Source organism: Polynucleobacter yangtzensis (assembly GCF_001595965.1).
In the GTDB taxonomy this organism is placed as follows: Bacteria; Pseudomonadota; Gammaproteobacteria; order Burkholderiales; family Burkholderiaceae; genus Polynucleobacter; species Polynucleobacter yangtzensis.
This window is the reverse complement of record NZ_LOJI01000034.1, coordinates 1-355: the sequence shown is the minus strand read 5'-3', so window position 1 is coordinate 355 and position 355 is coordinate 1. Positions and strand designations below refer to the sequence as shown.

The following is a 355-nucleotide window of genomic DNA, read 5'->3' as shown; positions in this document are numbered from 1 at the left end:
ATTGGCATTGCCAGGTGCTCGGTAAGCCGTATCAGTCACAAACTCAGGTTCTGGTAGAGCGCGACGATCGAGCTTGCCATTGGGGGTGAGAGGCAGGGTGGTGAGATACACAAAGGCACTCGGTACCATGTACTCAGGTAAGGTGTCACCTAAGGCGCTACGCAATTGACTAGCACTTGGCGCTATCGTATTGGCTTGGGTGACTAAATACGCAACGAGTTTTTGTTCGCCCGCGCTAGCACGAGCAATGACTGCCACTTGAGCTAACTCTGGGCAAGCTTGTAAGAGGGCTGCTTCAATTTCACCTAGTTCAATCCTAAAGCCCCGGATCTTCACTTGTTGGTCAGCACGACCT

The 355-nt window shown here is 52.1% G+C and carries 1 protein-coding gene; it reads right to left on the bottom strand.

Annotation, left to right across the window (positions count from 1 at the left end; genetic code table 11):
* Positions 1-355, bottom strand: a 355-nt coding sequence (locus JaK3_RS06805) for an amino acid adenylation domain-containing protein (protein WP_150114233.1), incomplete at both ends; no start/stop codon positions are given.